The organism is Streptomyces katrae, from assembly GCF_000966975.1.
GTDB classification, from domain to species: domain Bacteria; phylum Actinomycetota; class Actinomycetes; order Streptomycetales; family Streptomycetaceae; genus Streptomyces; species Streptomyces katrae.
The window spans coordinates 1-8499 of sequence record NZ_JZWV01000485.1 but is presented as its reverse complement, the minus strand read 5'-3'; the positions used below and the strand labels follow the sequence as shown (position 1 = coordinate 8499).

The 8499-nt window shown below is 69.1% G+C and carries 7 protein-coding genes and 1 pseudogene; all 8 read left to right on the top strand.

Features of this window, described 5'->3' with window-relative positions; translation table 11 throughout:
* Positions 1-766: ABC transporter ATP-binding protein (locus VR44_RS17950; protein WP_045948532.1), on the top strand; the 766-nt coding region annotated here is incomplete at its 5' end.
* Between the two features lie 230 nt (positions 767-996).
* Positions 997-2622 carry a peptide ABC transporter substrate-binding protein gene (locus tag VR44_RS17945; RefSeq protein ID WP_045948531.1) on the top strand — a complete coding sequence of 542 codons (1626 nt, stop codon included), beginning with the start codon at positions 997-999 and terminating at the stop codon, positions 2620-2622.
* 42 nt (positions 2623-2664) lie between these two features.
* Positions 2665-3556, top strand: a pseudogene (locus VR44_RS17940) (GNAT family N-acetyltransferase).
* Between the two features lie 106 nt (positions 3557-3662).
* Complete coding sequence (locus VR44_RS17935; protein WP_045948530.1) at positions 3663-5294, top strand: peptide ABC transporter substrate-binding protein; 1632 nt, start codon at positions 3663-3665, stop codon at positions 5292-5294.
* A gap of 34 nt (positions 5295-5328) precedes the next feature.
* Positions 5329-6252, top strand: a complete 924-nt coding sequence (locus VR44_RS17930) for an ABC transporter permease (RefSeq protein WP_045948529.1) — start codon at positions 5329-5331, stop codon at positions 6250-6252.
* Positions 6245-7246: an ABC transporter permease gene (locus VR44_RS17925; RefSeq protein WP_045948528.1), complete on the top strand. Its 1002-nt coding sequence runs from the start codon at positions 6245-6247 to the stop codon at positions 7244-7246. The genes VR44_RS17930 and VR44_RS17925 overlap by 8 nt, the downstream gene beginning before the upstream one ends.
* A 15-nt stretch (positions 7247-7261) precedes the next feature.
* Positions 7262-8236 (top strand): ABC transporter ATP-binding protein, encoded by a 975-nt coding sequence (locus VR44_RS17920; RefSeq protein ID WP_045948527.1) that lies wholly within the window; start codon positions 7262-7264, stop codon positions 8234-8236.
* Positions 8229-8499 (top strand): ATP-binding cassette domain-containing protein (locus VR44_RS17915; RefSeq protein WP_045948526.1); only part of this gene is annotated, 271 nt, incomplete at its 3' end. The genes VR44_RS17920 and VR44_RS17915, both read left to right, overlap by 8 nt.

Below are 8499 nucleotides of genomic sequence, written 5' to 3'. Positions count from 1 at the left end.
GGCCCTCAAGGCCGTGCGCCGCAACATCCAGATGGTGTTCCAGGACCCGTACACCTCGCTGAACCCGCGCATGACGGTCGGCGACATCATCGGCGAGCCCTTCGAGATCCACCCCGAGGTGGCCCCGAAGGGTGACCGGCGGCGCCGGGTCCAGGAGCTCCTGGACGTCGTGGGTCTGAACCCGGAGTACATCAACCGCTACCCGCACCAGTTCTCCGGCGGTCAGCGACAGCGCATCGGCATCGCCCGCGGCCTCGCGCTCCAGCCCGAGATCATCATCTGCGACGAGCCGGTCTCCGCGCTCGACGTGTCGGTGCAGGCGCAGGTCATCAACCTGATGGCGAAGCTGCAGGACGAGTTCAACCTGTCCTACATCTTCATCGCGCACGACCTCTCGATCGTCCGGCACATCTCGGACCGCGTGGGCGTCATGTACCTGGGCAAGATGGCGGAGATCGGCACCGACACGCAGATCTACGACCACCCCACCCACCCGTACACCCAGGCGCTGCTGTCCGCGGTGCCGGTTCCGGACCCGGAGGCCCGCGAGGGCCGCGAGCGGATCATCCTGACCGGTGACGTCCCGTCGCCGGCCAACCCGCCGTCGGGCTGCCGCTTCCGCACCCGCTGCTGGAAGGCGCAGGACATCTGCTCCACCGAGGTCCCGCTGCTGGCCGTCCCGGAGCGCTTCCAGGGTGAGGACACCCCGGCCGCGCACGAGTCCGCGTGCCACTTCGCCGAGGAGAAGTCGGTCCTGGCCGTCTGATCCCCTGCGCACACCCGACCGGGCACGGCCGCTTCAGGCCGTGCCCGGTCGGCGTTCGGCGGCCACGGCGGCCCACCCGTACCGGCTCGGTAACGTGACCGCTCAGGTATGTTCTATGGGTCCGGGCGTCCCCGAGGATGGCCGCATCGAGCTCGCGTCTGGGGTCAAGCGCTGTGGGGAGCGTCGGCTCACGAGCACACCGACAGTGACTCCTGAGGAGGCAATTTCCCATGCGTGGAGCAACGCGCGCCCGATGGGCCGCCGGCACCGTCGTGCTGGCGATGGCCATGACGGCCTGCGGCGGCGGGGACGACCCGTCCGCCGAGGGACGGATGGGCGGGCACATCACCGTGCGGCTGAGCGAGCCGCAGCACGGTCTGGTGGGCCAGAACACCGGCGAGTCCGAGGGCGCCGAGGTGCTCCACGCGCTGTTCACCGGTCTGGTCGCGTACGACAACCGGACCAGCGAGCCGAAGCTCGCGGTCGCCGAGTCCATCGAATCCACGGACTCCAGGACCTGGACCATCAAGCTCAAGGACGGCTACACCTTCCACAACGGCGAGAAGGTCGACGCGCAGTCCTTCGTCCGTGCCTGGAACTGGGGGGCCAACCAGGAGAACAACGCCGAGGCGATGGGCTTCTTCTCCAAGATCGAGGGCTCCGACGAACTGGCTCCGGGCAAGGGGAAGTCCCCCACCGCCAAGGAGCTCAAGGGCCTGAAGATCGTCGACAGCAAGACCTTCGTGGTGACCCTGAAGGCGCCGTTCTCCCAGTTCAAGAACATGCTGGGCTACAACGCCTTCTACCCGCTGCCCAAGGCCTTCGAGGCGGACCCGCAGAAGTTCGGCGAGGCGCCCATCGGGAACGGCCCGTTCCAGATGGACGGCAAGTGGGAGCACAACAAGCAGATCAAGATCAAGAAGTACGCCAAGTACCCGAGCGACGGCCGCGCCAAGCTCGACGGTGTCACCTTCAAGATCTACGACAACCTCGACACCGCCTACGCCGACCTCCAGGCGGGCAAGCTGCAGATAGTCGACAAACTGCCGGTCACCGCCCTGCCCACGGTCTCCCAGGAGTTCGGCGAGCGCTACATCTACAAGCCGGAAGCCTCCATCGGCTACCTCGGCCTCCCGCTGGAGGCCAACCCCGAGGCCTTCGGCAAGCCCGAGATCCGCAAGGCCATCTCGATGGCGATCGACCGGGACGCCATCGCGAAGAGCATCTTCAACGGCACCCGCAAGCCGGCCGACGACTTCATCAGCCCCATCGTCCCCGGCTACCGCAAGGGCGCCCTGGGCGAGGCCGGGATCTTCAACCCCGTCAAGGCCAGGGAACTGTTCCAGCGTGCCGGCGGCATCCCCGGCAACAGGATGGAACTCGGGTACGACGCCGACAGCGACAACAAGGAGTGGATCGAGGCCGTCGCCGCGCAGCTGAAGGCGAACCTGGGCATCGAGGTCACCCCCAAGCCCTTCCCGAAGATCGGCGACATGCTCAACGCCCTGAAGGCCCAGAAGTTCGAGGGCGCCTTCCGCACGGGCTGGGCCATGGACTACCCGGCGGCCGAGGACTACCTGCGCCCGGTGTTCTCCAAGGAGGCCATCGCCAACGGCTCCAACTTCGGGCACTACAAGAGCGAGGAGTTCGAGGCGGCCCTCGCCGCGGCCGACCGCTCCACCGACCCGGCCGACAGCACGAAGCTCTACCAGAAGGCCGACGACATCGTCATCCGGGACCTCCCGTACATCCCGGTCTTCACGTACATGTCCGCCGCCGCCTACACCAAGGCCGTGACCCACGTCGAGGTCGACGCCCAGGGCCGCATGGACCTCGCGAACGTCCAGATCACCTGAGGCCCCGCCCGCCCCCGGACCCCCGGGGGCGGGCAAAGCCGGTTGCGGCGGCCCGCCGGCGCGGCCGCCGGACCCGGGGACGCCCAGGACATCTGCGCCCTGCTCAACGCCGTGGACCTCTTCGAGATCGGCAGACCCGAGACCGACCTCGGCAGCGTCGAGGCCGACCTCAACCGCCCCGACGTGGACCTGGCCACCGACTCCTGGCTCGCCTTCCAGGGCGGCCGGCCCGTCGGCTACGCCCTCGTGTGGGCCGACTCCGGACCGGGCCTGATCGACGGCGACCCCTACGTCCTGCCCGGCCACGACCGGGCCGCACTGGCGCTGCTGAGCCGCCCGGCTCCGCGTCCAGCTCAACGTCCGCCCCTCCTTCGGCCTCGGCCTCCTCACCGGCCGCGGCTACCGCAGCGTCCGCCGCTACCAGGTGATGACCCGCCCCCTCTCGCCCGCCGCCGACCTGCCGCCCGCCCCGGCCGGCGGGCTGGTCCTGCGCGACTGCGCCGCCGACGAGGCCGACCGGCGCCGCGCCCACGCCCTGGTCGAGGAGACCTTCGCCGCCCACTTCGGCCACGCCCACCGCACGTACGAGGCCTGGCTCGACCACATCGACGGCCGCCGCCTCGACTGGTCGCTGGTGTGGATCGCGAGCCTCCCCGGCGGCGGCGACACGGCCGTCCTCGTCACCCGCGACGACCGCACCAGCATGGGCTGGATCAGCCACATCGGCGTACGGCAGGAGGCGCGCGGCCGCGGCATCGGCGCCCACCTCCTGCGCCACGGCTTCGCCGCCTACGCCGCCCGCGGCCGCGACACCCTGGGCCTGGGCGTGGACACCCTCAACGAGACCGGCGCCCTCGCCCTCTACGAGGCGCACGGCATGGCCCTGCACTACGCGGTCGACACCTGGGAGCTCATGTTGCACCCCCAGGGGTGACAGGCAGGGGACGCGAGGGTACAAAACGGCCAGCCGAGAGTGAAAGCGCCCGCACATAGGGTGACATTGCCCCTAAGTGAGTCTTGGGACCCCTAGGAGGCAGTCCATGCGCGGAGCCACCCACGCCAAGTGGGCCGCATGTGCGGTGGCCGTCGCCCTCGCGGCGACGGCCTGCGGCGGCGGGAGCGACAGCGGCGGTGGCGGCGGTGCGGCGGGGATCGTCAGCTCCTCCTGGGGCGACCCGCAGAACCCGCTCGAGCCGGCCAACACCAACGAGGTGCAGGGCGGCAAGGTCCTCGACATGCTCTTCCGCGGCCTCAAGCGCTACGACGCCAAGACCGGCGAGGCCCGCGACATGGTCGCCGAGAAGATCGAGACCACCGACAGCCAGAACTTCACCATCACCCTGAAGGACGGCTGGAAGTTCAGCAACGACGAACCGGTCACCGCCCAGTCCTTCGTCGACGCCTGGAACTACGCGGCCGACGTGCGCAACAAGCAGAACAACGCCACCTTCTTCGCCAGCATCGTCGGCTACGAGGACCTGCACCCCGCCTCCGGGGAGCCCAAGGCCAAGACCATGTCCGGACTGGTGGTCAAGGACCCCAAGACCTTCACCGTGGCACTGAAGTCGAAGTTCTCCACCTGGCCCGAGACCCTCGGCTACCAGGCCTTCTCCCCGCTGCCCAAGGCCTTCTTCACCGACCACTCCGGCTGGCTCAACAAGCCGGTCGGCAACGGCCCCTACACGGTGGACTCGTACACCAAGGGCACCGGCATGAAGCTGCGCAAGTGGGACGGCTACACGGGCCCCGACCCGGCGCAGAACGGCGGCGTGGACCTCAAGGTCTACACCGACAACAACACGGCCTACACCGATCTGATCTCCGGCAACCTCGACCTCGTCGACGACATCCCGGCCCAGCAGCTGAAGAACGTCAAGAACGACCTCGGCGACCGGTACATCAACCAGCCCGCCCTCATCATCCAGACCCTCACCTTCCCCCTGTACGACCCGCAGTGGAGCAAGGAGGGGTCGGACAAGGTCCGCCGCGGCATCTCCATGGCCATCAACCGCGACGAGATCACCGAGCAGATCTTCCGCGAGACCCGCACCCCGGCCAAGGACTGGACCTCGCCGGCCCTCGGAGCGAAGGGCGGCTTCAACGCCACGCTCTGCGGCGACGCCTGCAAGTTCAACCCCGCCGAGGCCAAGAAGCTCATCCAGGAGGGCGGCGGCCTGCCCGGCGGCAAGATGACCCTCACCTCGAACGTGGACACCGGCTCCCACCGGGACTGGATGGAAGCCGTCTGCAACAGCGTCAACAACGCCCTGGGCGAAGGTCCCGTCTGCACCGTCAACCCCGTCGGCACCTTCGCGGACTTCCGCAACCAGCAGAGCGCGTACAAGCTGACCGGCCCCTTCCGTTCCGGCTGGCAGGCCGACTACCCGCTCATCCAGAACTTCCTCCAGCCGCTGTACTACACCGGCGCCTCCTCCAACTACGGCAAGTTCAGCAGCCCCGACTTCGACAAGCTGGTCGACGAGGCCAACCAGGAGAGCGACACCGCCAAGGCCGTCGCGAAGTTCCAGGACGCCGAGAAGATCCTCGCCGAGCAGATGCCGGCCATCCCCCTCTGGTACCAGAACGGCAGCGCCGGGCACTCCGAGCGGATCTCCGACGTCGCCCTGAACCAGTTCAGCGTCCCCGTCTACAACGAGATCAAGGTCAGCTGACCCCCGCCGCCGAGCCCGACACCCTGGAGCATCCATGGGACGTTATGTGATCCGGCGGCTGCTCCAGATGATCCCCGTGTTCATCGGCAGCACCTTCCTGATCTTCTTCATGGTCTACGCCCTCGGCGACCCCGTGGCCGCCCTCTTCGGGGACAAGGCCCCCGACCCCGCCACCGCCGCCCGCATCCGCAAGGACCTCTACCTCGACCGCCCCCTGTGGCAGCAGTACGTCCACTACATGGGGCAGATCTTCAAGGGCGACTTCGGCACGGCCTTCAACGGCCAGTCGGTCACCGATCTGATGGCCTCCGCCTTCCCCGTCACCCTCCGCCTCACCTGCGTCGCGATCCTCATCGAGATCGTCGTCGGCATCAGCCTCGGCGTGGTCAGCGGACTGCGCCGGGGCAAGACGATCGACACCACCCTGCTGGTGGCCACCCTCGTCGTCATCTCCGTGCCCACCTTCGTCACCGGCTACCTGCTCCAGTACCTCTTCGGCGTCAAATGGGGCTGGGTGCGGCCCACCGTCTCCCCGGACGCCCCCTTCGACGAGCTGATCCTGCCCGGCATCGTCCTGGCCCTGGTCTCCCTCGCCTACGTCACCCGGCTCTCGCGGACCTCCATCGCCGAGAACGCCAAGGCCGACTACGTCCGCACCGCCGTCGCCAAGGGACTGCCGCGCCGCCGGGTCGTCGGCCGCCACCTGCTGCGCAACTCCCTCATCCCGGTGGTCACCTTCATCGGCACCGACATCGGCGCCCTCATGGGCGGCGCCATCGTCACCGAGCGGATCTTCAACATCCACGGCGTCGGCTACCAGCTCTACCAGGGCATCCTGCGCGGCAACTCGCCCACCGTGGTGGGCTTCGTGACCATCCTCGTCATCGTCTTCCTCGTGGCGAACCTGCTCGTCGACCTGCTCTACGCGGTCCTGGACCCGAGGATCCGCTATGCCTGAACCCGAACCACAGCCCTACGACCCGGTGGGACCGGGCGAGAACGAGGCCGTCGCCCCGACCGGGCAGGGAGGTGCCATGGACCTCGCCCTGGACGAGGCCGAGAGCCTGGAGAAGCCGCTCGACCCCGACCCCTCGGCGCCCCGGGAACGGGCCCGCTCCCTGTGGTCCGACGCCTGGCACCAGCTGCGCCGCAATCCCGTCTTCGTGATCTCCTCCCTCTTCATCCTCTTCCTCGTGGTCATTTCCCTGTGGCCCCAGCTCATCGCGAGCGGCGACCCGCTCCACTGCGAGCTGTCGAAATCGCAGCAGGGCTCCTCACCCGGACACCCCTTCGGCTACGACACCCAGGGCTGCGACGTCTACACCCGCACCGTGTACGGGGCCCGCGCCTCCATCACCGTCGGCATCTGCGCCACCCTCGGCGCCGCCCTGCTCGGCTCCGCCCTCGGCGGGCTCGCCGGCTTCTTCGGCGGCTGGGGCGACTCCCTGCTCTCCCGGGTGGCGGACATCTTCTTCGGGATCCCCGTCGTCCTCGGCGGGCTCGTCTTCCTGTCCGTGGTCACCAGCACCACCGTCTGGCCGGTGGTCGGCTTCATCGTGCTCCTCGGCTGGCCGCAGCTCGCCCGCATCGCCCGCGGCTCGGTGATCACCGCCAAACAGAACGACTACGTCCAGGCCGCCCGGGCCCTCGGCGCCGGCAACGCCCGCATCCTGCTGCGGCACGTCGCGCCCAACGCCGTCGCCCCCGTCATCGTCGTCGCCACCATCGCCCTCGGCACCTACATCGCCCTGGAGGCGACCCTGTCCTTCCTCGGCGTGGGCCTGCGCCCGCCCACCGTCTCCTGGGGCATCGACATCTCCAACGCCGCCTCCCAGATCCGCAACGCCCCGCACATGCTGCTCTGGCCGGCCCTGGCCCTGAGCCTGACCGTGCTCGCCTTCATCATGCTCGGCGACGCCGTGCGCGACGCCCTCGACCCCAAGCTGCGCTGAGGAGTGAGCCGCCAGATGCTGCTCGAAGTCCGCGATCTGCACGTGGAGTTCACCACCCGCGACGGGGTCGCCAAGGCCGTCAACGGGGTGAACTACTCGGTGGACGAGGGGGAGACGCTCGCCGTGCTCGGCGAATCGGGCTCCGGGAAGTCGGTGACGGCCCAGGCCGTGATGGGGATCCTCGACACGCCGCCCGGCCGGATCGCGGGCGGCCGGATCCTCTTCAAGGGCAAGGACCTGCTGAAGATGAAGGAGGACGAGCGCAGGAGGATCCGCGGCGCCGAGATGGCGATGATCTTCCAGGACGCCCTCTCCTCCCTCAACCCCGTCCTCAGCGTCGGTGCCCAGCTCGGCGAGATGTTCGAGATCCACCGCGGCATGTCCCGCAAGGACTCCCGCGCCAAGGCCGTCGAGCTGATGGACCGGGTGAAGATCCCCGCCGCCCGGCAGCGCGTGGCGGACTACCCGCACCAGTTCTCCGGCGGCATGCGCCAGCGCATCATGATCGCCATGGCGCTGGCCCTGGAACCCTCGCTGATCATCGCCGACGAACCCACCACCGCTCTCGACGTCACCGTCCAGGCGCAGGTCATGGACCTGCTCGCCGAGCTCCAGCGGGAACTCGGCATGGGGCTGATCCTGATCACCCACGACCTCGGCGTCGTCGCCGACGTCGCCGACAGGATCGCCGTCATGTACGCGGGCCGGATCGTCGAGTCCGCCCCCGTCCACGCCATCTACAGGGCACCCGCCCACCCCTACACCCGGGGCCTGCTGGACTCGATCCCGCGCCTGGACCAGAAGGGCCAGGAGCTGTACGCCATCAAGGGCCTGCCCCCCAACCTGCTGGCCATCCCGCCCGGCTGCGCCTTCAACCCGCGCTGTCCCATGGCCCGCCCCGTCTGCCGCACCGAGGTCCCGCCGCTCGCGGAGGTCGCCCCGGACCGGGCCAGCGCCTGCTTCTTCTGGAAGGAGTGCCTCGGTGCCTGAGCCCCTCCTGGAGGTCCGCGACCTCGTCAAGCACTACCCCCTCACCCAGGGCGTCCTCTTCAAGAAGCAGATCGGCGCGGTCAAGGCCGTCGACGGGGTCTCCTTCGGCCTCGCGGCCGGCGAGACCCTCGGCATCGTCGGCGAGTCCGGCTGCGGGAAGTCCACCGTGGCCAGGATGCTCGTCCACCTGGAGCGCCCGACCGCCGGATCGATCTCGTACAAGGGCGAGGACATCACGAAGCTGTCGGGCAGGGCCCTCAAGG